14 protein-coding genes are annotated in these 13,722 nt (G+C 70.4%); 9 read left to right on the forward strand and 5 right to left on the reverse strand.

Annotated features, from left to right (window positions below):
- The first annotated feature begins 138 nt into the window (after positions 1–138).
- The 6 genes from AC3WXD_RS20125 to AC3WXD_RS20150 all read left to right on the forward strand — a co-directional run bounded on the left by AC3WXD_RS20125 (position 139) and on the right by AC3WXD_RS20150 (position 4,520).
- Positions 139–1,074 carry a hypothetical protein gene (locus AC3WXD_RS20125; RefSeq protein WP_492324527.1) on the forward strand — a complete coding sequence of 312 codons (936 nt, stop codon included), beginning with the start codon at positions 139–141 and terminating at the stop codon, positions 1,072–1,074.
- A 254-nt stretch (positions 1,075–1,328) separates the two neighbouring features.
- Positions 1,329–2,168 carry a hypothetical protein gene (locus tag AC3WXD_RS20130; protein ID WP_492324528.1) on the forward strand — a complete coding sequence of 280 codons (840 nt, stop codon included), beginning with the start codon at positions 1,329–1,331 and terminating at the stop codon, positions 2,166–2,168.
- Positions 2,165–2,671 carry a hypothetical protein gene (locus AC3WXD_RS20135; RefSeq protein WP_231586383.1) on the forward strand — a complete coding sequence of 169 codons (507 nt, stop codon included), beginning with the start codon at positions 2,165–2,167 and terminating at the stop codon, positions 2,669–2,671. Before AC3WXD_RS20130 ends, AC3WXD_RS20135 begins: the two co-directional genes overlap by 4 nt.
- A complete protein-coding gene (locus AC3WXD_RS20140) occupies positions 2,672–3,175 on the forward strand; it encodes a hypothetical protein (protein WP_492324529.1) in 504 nt (167 codons plus the stop codon).
- A gap of 59 nt (positions 3,176–3,234) precedes the next feature.
- Positions 3,235–4,152, forward strand: a complete 918-nt coding sequence (locus tag AC3WXD_RS20145; RefSeq protein WP_020200374.1) for a LysR family transcriptional regulator — start codon at positions 3,235–3,237, stop codon at positions 4,150–4,152.
- Positions 4,149–4,520 carry a DUF2784 domain-containing protein gene (locus tag AC3WXD_RS20150; protein WP_492324530.1) on the forward strand — a complete coding sequence of 124 codons (372 nt, stop codon included), beginning with the start codon at positions 4,149–4,151 and terminating at the stop codon, positions 4,518–4,520. The genes AC3WXD_RS20145 and AC3WXD_RS20150 overlap by 4 nt, the downstream gene beginning before the upstream one ends.
- A gap of 3 nt (positions 4,521–4,523) precedes the next feature.
- Here AC3WXD_RS20150 and AC3WXD_RS20155 read toward each other — a convergent pair whose 3' ends face one another.
- The 4 genes from AC3WXD_RS20155 to AC3WXD_RS20170 form a co-directional block, all read right to left on the reverse strand.
- Positions 4,524–5,360 carry a crotonase/enoyl-CoA hydratase family protein gene (locus tag AC3WXD_RS20155; RefSeq protein ID WP_492324531.1) on the reverse strand — a complete coding sequence of 279 codons (837 nt, stop codon included), beginning with the start codon at positions 5,358–5,360 and terminating at the stop codon, positions 4,524–4,526.
- Between the two features lie 172 nt (positions 5,361–5,532).
- Positions 5,533–6,309, reverse strand: coding sequence for an enoyl-CoA hydratase-related protein (locus tag AC3WXD_RS20160; RefSeq protein ID WP_492324532.1), 777 nt, complete (start codon positions 6,307–6,309; stop codon positions 5,533–5,535).
- 605 nt (positions 6,310–6,914) lie between these two features.
- Entirely contained in the window at positions 6,915–7,604 is a 690-nt protein-coding gene (locus tag AC3WXD_RS20165) for a GntR family transcriptional regulator (protein WP_020200370.1), read from the reverse strand.
- Positions 7,605–7,649: 45 nt separating this feature from the next.
- On the reverse strand, positions 7,650–9,074 hold the full coding sequence (locus tag AC3WXD_RS20170; RefSeq protein WP_020200369.1) for a C4-dicarboxylate transporter DctA: 1,425 nt from the start codon (positions 9,072–9,074) through the stop codon (positions 7,650–7,652).
- 401 nt (positions 9,075–9,475) lie between these two features.
- Between AC3WXD_RS20170 and AC3WXD_RS20175 the strand changes: the two genes are divergently transcribed.
- From AC3WXD_RS20175 to AC3WXD_RS20185, 3 genes are all read left to right on the forward strand, one after another.
- Positions 9,476–10,738 carry an allantoate amidohydrolase gene (locus AC3WXD_RS20175; RefSeq protein WP_492324533.1) on the forward strand — a complete coding sequence of 421 codons (1,263 nt, stop codon included), beginning with the start codon at positions 9,476–9,478 and terminating at the stop codon, positions 10,736–10,738.
- 53 nt (positions 10,739–10,791) lie between these two features.
- Positions 10,792–12,060, forward strand: a complete 1,269-nt coding sequence (locus AC3WXD_RS20180; RefSeq protein ID WP_492324534.1) for a M20/M25/M40 family metallo-hydrolase — start codon at positions 10,792–10,794, stop codon at positions 12,058–12,060.
- Between the two features lie 377 nt (positions 12,061–12,437).
- Positions 12,438–12,899 carry a carboxymuconolactone decarboxylase family protein gene (locus tag AC3WXD_RS20185; protein ID WP_020200366.1) on the forward strand — a complete coding sequence of 154 codons (462 nt, stop codon included), beginning with the start codon at positions 12,438–12,440 and terminating at the stop codon, positions 12,897–12,899.
- Positions 12,900–13,028: 129 nt separating this feature from the next.
- Here the strand turns inward: AC3WXD_RS20185 and AC3WXD_RS20190 are convergent, their stop codons facing one another.
- Positions 13,029–13,658 (reverse strand): GNAT family N-acetyltransferase, encoded by a 630-nt coding sequence (locus AC3WXD_RS20190; protein ID WP_020200365.1) that lies wholly within the window; start codon positions 13,656–13,658, stop codon positions 13,029–13,031.
- Positions 13,659–13,722 lie beyond the last annotated feature (64 nt).

Consider the following 13,722-nt stretch of genomic DNA (forward strand, 5'->3'; position numbering starts at 1 on the left):
ATACGTCCGAATTTGCGGGAAAAGCCCCGCGCCGCGCCACCGCGCATCCCTGCGCGCGCGCCAAATGGCGACAATGTGCGCACGCGCGCGCGCCACCGGCGCCGCGCGCGGAAATGACTCACCGCAAACCGAATTGCCATGCTGACCAGGCTCCCCACCACCCGCGAGCTGCTCGACGCGCTCAAGCGCAAGCCTTCATCCCCGTCCGACACTCCCGCCCCGCGCCACGCCGGCCTCGATCCGGCGCGGCTGCAGCGCGGCCTGTTCGGCCTGTTCTGGGGCTGCTCGCTGGCGGCGCTGCTGGTGGCCGGCGCGGTGCTCTACGCCCGCGCGCAGCACCAGGCGCCCGCGCCGTGGCTGCTGCGCCTGCTCTACTGCCTGCTGGCCGGCAGCGTGGCCGGGCTCGGCGGCGTGCTGCTCAGCCACGCGCCCGCGCTGGCGCGCCGGCTGCGCGACCCGCTCGGGCCGCTGGCCGAGCAGATCGACCGCCCCGACGACGCGGAAAGCGCGCTGCTGCGCGCGCTCGCGCGCATCCCGGCGCAGGCGCTGCGCGCGCGCGGCCGCCGCGTCGAGCTGCATCTGCGCATGTGGGAAGGCATGGCGAAGATCGCGGCGCTGCTGGTGGCGGTGAGTCCGCTGGCGCTGATGCTCGTCACCGGCCTGCTGGAGCTGCCGCGCAAGGGCGCGAGCCTGGTGCCGCTGCTGTCGCTGTACGGCGTGGCCTTCGTGGCCGGCGCCGCGCTGGTGGTGTTCCTGCAGTTGCAGGTGGCGCGGCCGCTGCGGCGGCTGGCCTACGTGCTGGCGGAAGCCGCGGAGATCAGCGCCCAGCTCGGCCGCGCCGCGGTGCCGGCAGGCGCCGCGACGGCGCGCGGCGTACCCGTTGCAGCGGTCCGGACCGCCGTGCCGTCGCCGGCGCCGGTGCCGCCGGACAGCGTGGACGGTCTGGACAGTCTGGACCGCCAGGAGGAAGGCCCGGCGTCGCCGGATCAGGCCGCCAGCCAGGCCATCGATCACGTCGACGGACCGGCCATCGATCAAGCCACCGGGCAGGTCGACGATCAGGCCACCAGATAGGTCCGCGCCAACCGCATCCGGCAGCGGCCCCTGATCGTTGAAGTCGTAACCGGAGCTGCGCGCCATGCAGCCGCCGGACTCGCCTTCGCCGTTGCCAGCACGCGATCAGAAGCGATAAGAGGCGAGACGACGCGCAAGATGGCGCGCATTACGGAAATATCCGCAACAGCGTTGGGAAAGGCCTGAGCAAGCGGGCGCGCGGTGCGCGCTAGCCTGATCCGCGGTGTCGACTTCACGGCACTTCAGGAGAATGAATGGCACGTTTTCTCAGGATGGACGGCAGCAGCCTGCCCGCCCGGATGACCCTGATCGGCGGCAATACCCTGTGGTTCAAGGTGTCGGGACTCGGACCCGACCGCAAGCACCTGCGCATCGCCAGCTCGTCGCCGGCGGTGCGCGTGTCGGTGGTGTCGGCGCGCGACAGCAACGTCGAGCAAAAGCTCAAGCTCGACATCGGCGACGTCCGCATCGCAACGCGCGCGACATTGACCGCGCATACGCAGGGCGGGGCGCCGGATCACGCCACGCAGGGCGTCGAGATCCAGCTCGAACCGGCGCTGGCCCTGCCGCCCGCCGGCGACGAAACCGGCATGCTGGCGCGCCTGCTGCTGGCCGAGGCCAAAGGCCCCGGCCAGCCGGGCTTCGTTTCCCAGTCGCGCACGCTGCTGTCGATGCAATGGATGCGGCATGTGCTGCTCAACCGGCTCAAGTTCGGGCCCAGGTTCTTCGGCGCCGGCAACGCGGGCACGCTGGCCGCGCTGATCGTGGCGCCGAATCAGGTGGAGGGGTTTGAGCAATATCCGACCCTTGCGGGCAACCTGAACAGGAATTTGCAGGACCTGGCGAGGATTGCCAACGACGCAACCGATTCACGCCACATCGCCACCCGGGAATTCGTGAAGGATGCGATCAAGGTAGCCAAAGGCACCAAGCCAGGTAGCGATCCGTGTCCCACAGGCTTGTACGCCTGGAAGACCGCCGAAGCGAAATCTCCCGGCCGGAACTTCGTGAAGTTTGCGACGGAGAGCGGCAATGATTTCTACACGCTCACCCAAGAGTTCCTCCGCGACCCATTGATGAAGGACCGGAAATGAGGACGATCGCAACCAAGATGGGACTATCCGGCTTGCTGCTGGCCCTGCTGCTTGCCTCCGCACCGTCGATGGCAGGCGACGCGCTGCCCGACGCATTCGGCAGCCCGCCCAAGGGGCGTTTTGTCGTTTCGCAGAATCCGTACTTCCTCGAGCCCGAGCGCGCGATCCGCAACCGCGTCGCCATTGACGGAAAGAATCGCGTCACCAACCACTTCTGCGTCGTCGGTTACGAATGGCCGAACGGAAATCTGCAGGTCTGGGTCAACTGGCGCGAGCAGAAGACCAACATCCTGTGGGACGGCAGTATCTACAAGGACACGCGCGAGAAGCAATTGACGATGGCACGCCGCAACCTGCGTCTGGGCAAGGATACGGTGGCGACGCAGGACGACCTCAACGGCAGCACCTATCTGGAGACGCACGCGTGGTGGCACGCGATCGCCGACGACTGCATGGCGAATGGGGAGAAGTACACCATCAAGCCATTCAGGCGGACCCGGTAGATGACCGGCGCGCGCATCGCTTGCATCGGCCTGGTGGCGGTCGTCCTTTCCGCACCGCTGCCGGCCTGCGCCGGCGCGGACCTGCCCGATACGTTCGGCAGCCCGCCCAGGGGCCGGTTCGTCGTTTCGCGGAACCCATACTTTCTCGGGCCCGAGCGCGCGATGCGCAACCGCGTCGCCATTGACGGAAAGAATCGCGTCACCAACCACTTCTGCGTCGTCGGTTACGAATGGCCCGATGGCAATCTTCAGGTGTGGGTGAACTGGAAAGAGGAGAAGACCAACATCCTCTGGGACGGAAGCGAATACCGGGACATGCGCGAGGCAGGACTGACCACCGCGCGCCGCAACCTCAAGCTCGGCCGGGACACCGTGGAAACGGTGGACGACATCAACGGCAGCACCTATCTGGTCACGCACGCGAGATGGCATTCCATCGCCGACGACTGCGCCGCGCACGGCGAAAAATACGTCATCGAGCCGTTCCGCTCCAAGCCGCGCTGACCCCTGCGCGCGCCGCCTGCGCCAAATGCGCCACAATGGCGGGCAGGAGACGGACGAGCATGGACAAACTCAAACAGATCGAGGCGTTCATCGCCGTGGTGGAACACGGCAGCATGGCCGCGGCGGCGCTCACGCAGGGCGTGACGCCGGTGATGATCGGGCGGCGCATCAATGCGCTGGAGGCGCGCATCGGCGTGAAGCTGCTGCACCGCTCGACGCGCCGCATCGTGGTGACGGAGCAGGGTGCGGCGTTCATGGAGCAGTGCAAGAAGGCGCTGGCGGACCTGGACCGTGCCGAGATGCTGATCGCCGAGGGCAAGCACAAGGCCACCGGCCACCTGATCGTGTCGGCGCCGGCGGCGTTCGGGCGCAAGCACGTGGCGCCGCATGCGCCGGCGTTCCTGGCGGCCAACCCGGAGGTGCAGATTTCCTTCAACCTGACCGACCGCGTGGTGGACCTGGTGCGCGAGGGGTATGACGTGGGCATCCGCATCGGCGGCGCCATCGACCCGAACTTCGTCGCCATCAGGCTGGCCACCAACAAGCGCGTGGTGTGCGGCACGCCGGCCTACTTCGCGCGCCACGGCGTGCCGCACACGCTGGACGACCTCGCGCAGCACAACTGCCTGGCGTTCAACCTGCAGGGCGGCCAGCAGCGCGGCTGGTATTTCCAGCAGGACGGCAGGACGGTGACGGTGCGCGTGAACGGCAACCTGGACTGCAACGACGGCGAGCTGCTGCACCGCTGGACCGGCGAGGGCTTGGGGCTGGGCTGGCGCTCCACCTGGGAGATCCTGCCGCAGCTGGAGAGCGGCGAGCTGATCACGGTGCTGGACGACTACGCGCTGCCGGACTACGACATCCTCGCGGTGTACCCGCAGCAGCGCCCGGTGCCGGCCAAGATCCGTTTCTTCATCGAGCACCTCAAGGCCGCCTTCGCGGCGCCGGGCTACTGGACCGGACGGCACGCGCCATGATGGCGGCGTGGCTGGCCGACGCGGTGGTGCTGGCGCATCTGGCCTTCATCCTGTTCGTGACGTTCGGCGGCGTGCTGGTGCTGCGCTGGCCGCGGCTGGCGTGGCTGCACCTGCCGGCGGCGGCGTGGGGCGTGGCGGTGGAGTGGAGCGGCTGGATCTGCCCGCTCACGCCGCTGGAGAATGCGCTGCGCGAGCGCGCCGGGCAGCAGGCCTACGGCGGCGATTTCGTGCAGCACTACGTCATGCCGCTGATCTATCCGGACGGCCTCACGCGCCACGCGCAGTTTGGGCTGGGCGCGCTGGTGCTGCTGCTCAACGCGGCGGTCTACGCGGTGCTGTGGCGCCGGCGGCGCGGCCGGCGCGCGTGAGCGCTAGGCGGCCGGCTTGAACACCGGCGCGCGTTTTTCCAGGTTGGCGAGCACCGCCTCGCGCTGGTTGGCGGTGCCGATCAGGCGGTCCTGCTCGACCGATTCCGCCCGCAGGATGGCGGCGCCGTCGTGGCCCTCGCCGTCCTCGCCGGCGCGCAGCAGCCGCTTGGCCGCGCGGATGGCGTCGGGGCTGCGGCCGGCGATCTCGCGCGCGGCGGCCAGCGCGGCGGCGCGCGGGTCGTCCACCAGCGCGGTGGCCAGACCGAGCGCGCAGGCTTCCTCGGCGCCGACGATGCGGCCGCTGTAGACCAGCTCGCGCAGCCGGTCCGGGCGCACCAGGCCGCGCATCAGCAGCATGCCGGCCATGTCCGGCACCAGTCCCCACTTGATCTCCATCACCGACATGCGCGTGTCCGCGCCGACGTAGCGCAGGTCGGCGCCGAGCGCCACCTGCAGCCCGCCGCCGAAGGCCACGCCGTGCACCGCGGCAATCACCGGCGCCGGCAGCTCGCGCCACACCATGCAGGCATATTGCGGCCGGTTGGAGATGCCGTGCGTGCGCGCGGCCAGCCGGCCCGCGGCGATGCCGCCGCCGGCGCCATCGGCAATGCCGGCCATGCTCTGCATGTCGAGCCCCGCGCAGAACGCGCGGCCTTCGCCGGACAGCACCACCGCGCGCAGGTCCGGCTCGTTCATGAGGCGCTGGCCGGTCTCGATCAGCGCGTCGAACATGGCGGGGTCGAGCGCGTTCATCTTGTCGGGGCGGTTGAGCCGGACCTCGGCCACGCCGCGGTCGATGGTGAGGGCGATGCGCTGCGCGCCGTGTGCGGGGTCGGTCATCGTTGTGGGCTTCCGTGTCTGGTGTCTGGTGTGTGGTCTGTGCGGTACTGTCGCGCGCGGGCAAGCGTCGGCACTTGCCCTCTCCGCCGCCTGCTTGCTCCCCTTTCCCGCTCGCGGGAGGGGGGGCAAACCACCGGCGCATCATCGTCCACGCGGGTGTCCGCGCGGCGGCTCAACGCCCCTTGAACTGCGGCTTGCGCTTTTCCAGGAACGCCGCCACGCCCTCCTTGAAGTCCTGGCTGCCCGAGGCGCGCGTCTGCAGCGAGGCTTCGCGCTCGAGCTGGTCGGGCAGGTTGCTGTCGAAGCTGGCGTTGAGCGCTTCCTTGATGAGGCCGTAGGCGAACGTGGGCATCTGCGCGAGGTGCGCGGCGAGCCTGGCGGTTTCGGCGGCCAGCGCGTCGTCCGCGTGGACCTTCCACACTAGGCCGATGCGGTGCGCTTCCTCGGCGTCGATCTTCTCGGCCAGGATGGCCAGCGCGCGGGCGCGCATCTCGCCGGCGTAGCGCGGCAGGAAGTAGGTGCTGCCGGCGTCGGGCACCAGGCCGATCTTGGAGAACGCCTGCAGGAACGAGGCCGAGCGGCCGGCCAGCACCACGTCGCCGGCCAGCGCCAGGCTCATGCCGGCGCCGGCGGCCACGCCGTTGACCGAGGTGACGACGGGCTTGGGCATGCTGCGCAGCGCCAGGACGATCGGGTGGTAGCGCTCGCGCAGCAGCGTGCCGGAATCCTTCATCTCGCCCTGGCGCCCGGCCAGGTCGGCGCCGGCGCAGAAGCCGCGGCCATTGCCGGTGAGCACCAGCGCGCGCACGGCGTCGTCCTGCGCGGCGCGCTCCACCGCGGCGCGCAGCTCGGCCAACAGTTCGGCGTTGAGCGCGTTGAGCACGTCGGGGCGATTCAGGGTGATGGTGGCGACGCCTTCGGCGGCGTGGTAGAGCACGGGAGAGGTCATGCTGGCATCCTTGTCGGTTGGAACGAAGAGAAACGGTTCGGGCCGGCCTGCCGGGCACGGCGGACGGATGCCGCGCGCCGGCCGGGGCGGCGCCGGGCTTGCGGCCGCCGTCGCGGGTCGGACGGGTGGAAATCGGGTGAGGCCCGGCGCCGGATGGGCGGGCCGCCGCTTCAGCCGCGGCGGTGCGCGGCGGGCGAGGCTGAACGGGTCATGTCTGTCTCCTGTCTTCTGCTTTTTTCTGTGGTGCCGGGCGGGGCCGGCCGGCGCCTGGTCCGGGCCTCCGACATGCTACTCCGATGCCGCGATTCGATCACGCGCATCTCAGGCAACAGGGGTGCGCATGGCGCGCAACAAGCGGGCAGGGGTAAACCTGGGGAAAGAATGGAGAGCAGGGCAGGGAGCGGGACAGGGAGCGGAGCGGGACGCGCCGCGCAAAACCGGCCGCGTAAACGAAAAAGCCCGCACCCAGGCCGGCGTGCGGGCGGGGGTCCACAGGGGGACCGCCCAGTGTCATGAAGCGCGCCCCCGCAGCTTCATGACGGTTTGAATATTGGGGCAGTCCGGCCCCGCGCGCATTGACCTCGGTCAAAAGGCCGGCGCGCCGCTCAGGCCAGCAGCGCCGTGACCAGGTCCTTGCCGCGCGCGGCGGGCAGCTCCTCGAAATGCAGGGCCGCCTCGACGTGGTTCAGATGCGCCACCATCAGCGTCACCGCGCGCTCGGCGTCGCCGGCGCGCGCGGCCTCGATGAACTCGCGGTGCTCGTCGGACGAGCAGGCGGCATCGCGGCGCGACTGGTAAAGCATGGTGATCACGGCGCTGCGCATCGACAGCTCCTGCAGCATGCCGGTCAGCACGCCGTTGCCGACCACCTCGGCCAGCAGGATGTGGAAGTCGCCCAGCAGGCGCGTGCGCAGCTGCGCGTCGCTGCCGGCCAGCGCCTTTTTCTCGGCGGCCAGATGGCGGTCGATGCGCTTGTAGTCGGCCGCGCCCGCGCGCGCCACGAACTCGCGCGCCAGCGCCGCCTCCAGGATGCGGCGCACCGCGAAGACCTCGCGCGCTTCCTCCGCGCTGGGCTTGGCCACGAAGGCGCCCTTGTCCGGCACGATCTGGATGACCTTGTCCTTGGACAGCATCAGCAGCGCGGCGCGCACCTTGGTGCGGCTGACGCGGTAGACGCTGGCCAGCGCCTCCTCGCGCAGCTTGGTGCCGGGCGGCAGCCGGTGCGAAACGATGGCCGCGACGATGTCGTCGGCGATCGCTTCGGAGGTCATGGCGGGGTCGATGTGCTCGGGCATGGTGGCGCGCCGGGGCGGCCTCTCGTGATCAGGAATGCCGAGATTCTAGCGCCCCGCGGCCGCGCCGGGCAGCGGGGCCGTCCCGGGAGTGGCCTGGTCTGCTTCGTGCGGGGCCGGAGCGAGGCCGGCGTCGAGCTCGGCCGCGTCGATGCGGCCGTCGAGCACGTCGTGCGCGCGCACGCGGTCGATGTCCTTCTCCCAGGCGGCCACCACCACGGTCGCCACGCAGTTGCCGATCAGGTTGCCGACCGCGCGCGCGATGCCGATGAACCAGTCCACCGACAGCACCAGCACCAGGCCGATGGCGGGAATCGCCGGGTGCGCCGACAGCGTGGCCGCCAGGATCACGATGGCCGAGCCGGGAATGCCATGCGCGCCCTTGGACGTGACCAGCGCCACCGCCAGGATGCCGAGCAGGTCGCCCAGCGCCAGCGGCGTGTTGGTGGCCTGGGCGATGAACACCGCGGCCAGCGTCAGGTAGATCGAGAACGCGTCGAGGTTGAACGAGTAGCCGGTCGGGATCACCAGCCCCACCACCGACTTCTTGATGCCCAGGAATTCGAGCTTCTTCATCACCTGCGGCAGCACGCTGTCCGACGACGCGGTGCCCAGTACCACCACCAGCTCGGCGCGCAGGTAGCGGATCAGCTTGAGCACCGAGAAGCCGCACAGGCGCATCACCGTGCCCAGCACCACCAGCACGAACAGCGCCACCGCGCCGTAGAACACCACCACCAGGTAGCCGAGCTGCTTGAGCGAGCCGATGCCGTACTTGCCCACCGTGAACGCCACCGCGCCGAGCACGCCCAGCGGCGCGAGCTTGATGATGAAGCCCATCATCTTGAACAGCGTGTGCGAGAACGTGTCGATGATGCCCACCAGTGGGCGGCCGCGCTCGCCCACCAGCGACAGCGCGCAGCCGAACAGGATCGACACCAGCAGCACCTGCAGCACGTCGCCGCTGGCGAATGCGCCCATCACCGTGTTGGGGATCAGCTTGAGCAGGAAATCCGCCGTGCCCGCGCTCTTGATCTTGCCGGCGCTGTCGACGTAGGCCGCCATCGCCGAGGCGTCGAGCGAGGCCGGGTTGACGTTCATGCCGGTGCCAGGATGGAACAGGTAGGCCAGCGCGATGCCCAGCGCCAGCGCGATGGTGGTGACCACCTCGAAATAGAACACCGCCTTGATGCCGACGCGGCCCACTTTCTTCAGTTCGCCCGCGCCGCAGATGCCGGCCACCACCACGCAGAACACGATCGGGCCGATCAGCATCTTGATCAGCTTGATGAAGGCGTCGCCGAGCGGTTTGAGCTGCGCGGCGAACTCGGGGAAGAACAGGCCGAGCAGCGTGCCCAGCAGCAGGGCGATCAGGACCTGGCCGAACAGCGAGCGCGCGAAGCGCGCGAGCGGGGATTGCGGAGCGGACTGCGGGCGGCCGGAAGCCTGCCCTGGCTGGACTGCTGGGTGCATCGTTGTCTCCATGCGGCGCGTCCATGCGAAGGCTGGCGCGACCTGTCGAAAGCAGCAGGAATGCCGGCGCGCGACGCCGGCCTGGCGTGCCGTGCGCCGCGCCGGGTGCGGGCGGCGGCGCGCGCGGGAGGCCCTCCTGTTGGAGCGGAACCCGCGCAATGCGTTGTCCGGACGGGATTGTCGGCGGCGCATTGTCGGAACGTGCCGGTCAATATAGTGCATATCATTTTTGTATGCAATTTTTGAATTCACTGTGCTACCATGCATCGCACAGAATAGCGCTCTCGCCGCGAGAGCCGCGGCGCCGGCGAGACCGGCCCGGCCAGCCCCGGCGGCGCTGGCGCGGGGCTTGCATGTGGCGGCGCCACACCGCATTCGCGCACTTCCAGCAGGAGACACGCATGGCAGCAACCCTCACGCCCGCCCCCGGCAGCGCCGAGACCGGCGCGCGCATCATGGCCTGGGCCGACGACCTCGCCGTCCACACCGAGCAGCCCGGCCTGCTCACCCGCACCTACCTGACCGGCGCCCACCACGGCGCCGCGGCGCAACTGGCCGCGTGGATGCGCGAGGCCGGCATGACGGTGCGGCGCGACGCCGCCGGCAACGTGATCGGCCGCTACGAGGGCACTGCGCCCGGCGCGCCGGCGCTGCTCACCGGCTCGCACTTCGACACCGTGCGCGACGCCGGCCGCTACGACGGCAACCTCGGCGTGATCCTGCCGATCGCCTGCGTGGCCGGGTGGCGCCGGCAGGGCAGGCGCTTCCCGTTCGCCATCGAGGTGGTGGGCTTCGCCGAGGAAGAGGGCGTGCGCTTCAAGGCCACGCTGCTGGGCAGCCGCGCCATCGCCGGCACCTTCGACACCAACGTGCTCGACAACGTGGACGAGGCCGGCAAGACCATGCGCGAGGCGATGCGCGAGGCCGGCTTCGACCCGGCCGGCCTGCCCGCCGCCGCGCATCCGCGCGCGCAGGTGCTGGCTTTCGTGGAAGTGCATATCGAGCAGGGTCCGGTGCTGCTCAACGAAGGGCTGCCGCTGGGCGTGGTGACGGCGATCTCGGGTGCCACCCGTTTCATCGTCGAGCTGGAAGGCCTCGCCGGTCACGCCGGCACGGTGCCGATGGACATGCGCCGCGACGCGGCGATGGCCGGCGCCGAGATCGGCCTGTTCATCGAGCGCCGCTGCGGCGGCCTGCCCGGGCTGGTCGGCACGGTGGGCCAGTTCGACGTGCCCAACGGCGCCACCAACGTGGTGCCGGGCCGCGCGGTGTTCTCGATCGACATCCGCGCCGGCGAGGACGCGGTGCGACGGGCCGCGGTGGACGACGTGCTGGCCGAGATCGAGCGCGTGTGCGCGCGCCGCAACGTGCGCGCGCAGATCCGCAAGACGCACGAGGCCGCGAGCGTGCCGTGCGCGCCGTGGCTGCAGGCGCAGTGGGCCGATGCCATCGCGCGCCAGGGCCTGCCGGTGCGCCACCTGCCGTCCGGCGCCGGCCACGACGCGATGGCGATCTCCGCCATCGCCGACGTGGCGATGCTGTTCGTGCGCTGCGGCAACGGCGGCATCAGCCACCATCCCACCGAAACCATGACCGCCGCCGACGCGGCCAGCGCGGCGGCGGTGTTCAGCGACTTCGTCGAGCACTTCGCGCCGCAGCGATAAGGCACGCCGCATTCCCCCGCATTTCCCAGACACGCAAAGATCAGAGACCAGACATGACCGCACGAGACAACGTGAACCCGCTGCAGACCACCCTGACCGGCTACATCGACGCGCAGCGCCCCGCGCAGGAAGCCTTCCTGGCCGAACTGGTCAAGGTGCCCTCCGACAACCCGCCCGGCGACTGCGACGCGCACGGCCGGCGCGCCGCGGCGCTGCTCAAGGGACTGGGCTTCCAGGTCGAGGCGCACAAGGTGCCCGACGCGCTGGTCAAGGCCGCCGGCATGATCAGCGCCACCAACCTGGTGGTGCGCAAGACCTTCGGCAGCGGCGGCTCCACCGTTGCCCTGAACGCGCACGGCGACGTGGTGCCGCCGGGCCTGGGCTGGACCCGGGACCCCTACGGCGCCGAGACCGGCGACAGCGAGCACGGCCCGGTCATGTACGGCCGCGGCGTGGCGGTGTCCAAGTCCGACTTCGCCACCTACACCTACGCCCTGCTGGCGCTGATGGCGGCCGAGCAGCAGGGCGCGCAGCTCAACGGCACGGTCGAGCTGCAGTTCACCTACGACGAGGAAACCGGCGGCGACATCGGCCCGAAGTTCCTGCTCGACCAGGGCCTGAGCAAGCCCGACTACGCCATCTCGGCGGGCTTCTCCTACGGCATCACCTCGGCCCACAACGGCTGCCTGCACGTGGAAGTCACGGTCAGGGGCAAGCAGGGCCATGCCGCCATGCCGCACACCGGCGTGGACGCGATCGAGGCCGCCACCCACATCCTGCAGGCCATCTACGGCCTGCGCGCCGAGTTGGCCACGCGCAAGTCGAAGACGCCGGGCATCGACACCGCCACGCTCAACGTCGGCCTGATCAAGGGCGGCATCAACACCAACGTGGTGCCGGACCTGGTGACGTTCCGCGTCGACCGCCGCATGATCCCCGAGGAAATCGGCTTCGACGCCGAGGGCGAGATCCGCGCCGTGGTGGAGAAGGCCGCGGCCGAGCGCCCGGGCATCGAGGTCAAGGTCGAGCGCATCATCCTGGCCGAGCCGCTGTCGGAACTGCCCGGCGTGGAAAAGCTGATCGGCGCGCTCAAGTGCCGCGCCGAGGAAGTGTTCGGCGTGGAGATCCCCGTGCACGGCGTGCCGCTCTACACCGACGCGCGCCACTACACCGCGCGCGGCATCCCGACCGTGCTGTACGGCGCCGGCCCGCGCACGCTGATGGAAGCGCGCGGCCACAACTCGGACGAGAACCTGCGCCTGAACGACCTGAACCGCGCTACCAAGGTGGTGGCGCTGGCGCTGTCGGACCTGCTGGGCTGAAATCGTTTCAGGCGCGCAGCGGGTGGCGCCACGGCGCGCCGCCCGCTTGCCGGCGAGGTGGTCCGCAAGGTTGCCCACGTTCCGGGCCGGCGCGCCGGGGCCCGCATGGCGCCGGCCCGGGACCCGGGCATTCCCGCCGGGTTTCCTTTCCCTGCTGCATGATGCCGATCATTCTCTGGACGAATGATCGGCATCAAAAAAATCGCAGCATCAAATTCTCCCGCATATAGTTCCAGCCCGGAGCGATGTCTCCGCGGCGTCTGCCGCTTGCTCTTTATATCAGTGCTCTTATATTATGTTCGAACCCTGATATAGCCGGCCGCCATCCCGGCCACCGGACCGCAAAGGAGCAAGCCAGCATGTCGAACCATTCCCGCATGGAGTTCACCGATTTCACCGGCATCGCACCCGGCGTGGCCGCCGCGCTGCGCGCGCTGACCAAGGCCGTCGACGACGCCGGACTGGAAAAGCCGCTGACCGAACTGCTCAAGCTGCGCGCCTCGCAGATCAACGGCTGCGCGTTCTGCCTGCAGTTCCACCTCAACCTGGCGCGCGCCGCCGGCGTGGACGCGCGCAAGCTGGACCTGCTCGCCGCCTGGCGCGACGCCGGCATCTACACCGAGCGCGAGCAGGCCGCGCTGGCGTGGACCGAGGCGCTGACGCTGCTGGGCCACGACAGCGCCTCCGACGCCGTCTACGCAGCGGTGAGTACGCAGTTCCCGCCCGCCGAGCTGGCCCATCTCACCGCGGCCATCGCCAACATCAACGCATGGAACCGCATCGCCGTGAGCCTGCGCTTCTCGCCGCCGGCGCCGGCGCAGCCGCGCGCGGCCGCCTGAGGACGGCGGCCGGCGCGGGTCGCGTGCATGCTGGCCGTCGGGCTCGGCTGCGCGCTCGGGCACTGGTTCCCGGGCAAGCCAAGCGTGGTTCAGGCGCTGCGCGGCCGCTGAGCGGCGTTCACGCCGCCATCACGCCGCCGGCGCGCCGGGCAGGCGCTCGTCGCCGTCGCCGAGCGCGCGCTGCATCAGCACGGTGTCGATCCACTGGCCGTGCTTGAAGCCGACCGACTGCAGCCGGCCGATGGTGCGAAAGCCCACGCGTTCGTGCAGCGCCAGCGAGCCGGCGCCCTCGCCACTGGCGGTGCACGCCACCACCGCGATCATCTGCCGCCACGGGCCGTTCTCGCAGCGCGACACCAGCGCCGCCAGCAGCGCCAGGCCGAGGCCCTGGCCGCGGTGGCGGTCGTCGATATAGACCGAATCCTCGATGGCGAAGCGGTAGGCGCTGCGCGTGCGGTAGGCCGAGGCATAGGCGTAGCCGAGCACCTCGCCGCCGCGCTCGGCCACCAGGTAGGGCAGGCCCTGGCGCCTGACCTCCGCGTGGCGCAGGCGCATGTCGTCCACGCCGGGTTCCACCTCCTCGAACGAGGCGCGGCCGTGGCGCACGTGGTGCGCGTAGATGGCCTGGATGGCGGGAATGTCGGCGGCGCCGGCGTCGCGCACGGCGAGGCCGGCGCTGCCCTGCACGGCGGCGGTGGCGTTGGCCACGGCCAGCGGGGTGGCGGAGGCGGCGGAGAGCGTGGCGAGCGGGGTCTTCATGGTGCGGGCTGGTCTGCGGGGCGGAGTCGGAACCCGGCGGGGCCGGGCGGCATTGGTGTTGTCA

The organism is Cupriavidus sp. FW216-B1 (assembly GCF_058789195.1).